General features: G+C 35.5%; 1 protein-coding gene. It reads right to left on the reverse strand.

The features are described 5' to 3' along the window. Positions 1-258: 258 nt before the first annotated feature. A partial coding sequence (locus D8S75_RS17325) for an HAD hydrolase-like protein (RefSeq protein ID WP_157982685.1) occupies positions 259-629 on the reverse strand: 371 nt, incomplete at its 5' end.

Consider the following 629-nt stretch of genomic DNA (forward strand, 5'->3'; position numbering starts at 1 on the left):
TGCCCGACTTGGACCAGCAATTGTACCAGCCGAACCACCCAGTTTTATCGATCTAAGCAATAAGCTTACTCTATATTCAGTTACGTTAAGTTCTTAGGGGCTAGCCCCTCGCTTCGCTTCACCCCAGCCTTCACCACTCCACCCAAAAACAAGACGATCGTTTAAAATAAAAAATAAAATAAGCTGTCCATATGGACAGCTTATTTACATAAAATTCGAAAGCGGAAGTCAATAAATCTATCATATATCTTCAGCGATTTATTGCTGAAGATACAACTGTTTTGATAATGGAATACCCTTATTGAAAAATTCTGAGTAATCGTTTAAATAATAATCTGCTACATCACTTTGACCTTGAAACATGCATGTTATGATTCCTAATTCTTTTGCAGGTAGCAAATCTAATTCTCTATCTCCAATAGCTAGATCAATTTTGTGTTTTTGATGCAAGTAAGTATATGCTGATGGGTTGGGTTTGCGAGGAAAACCATTATCAATCGTAACCATATCTACAAAGTATTTGTCCCATCCATAATATTTTAAAATTGCTAAAACTCCATCTCTGTGTTTATGTGTCATGATTACATTCTTATCTGCAAATTTCAAAATTTCTTCCACGCCATCAAATG

The organism is Simplicispira lacusdiani (assembly GCF_003604195.1).
GTDB lineage: Bacteria > Pseudomonadota > Gammaproteobacteria > Burkholderiales > Burkholderiaceae_C > Simplicispira > Simplicispira lacusdiani.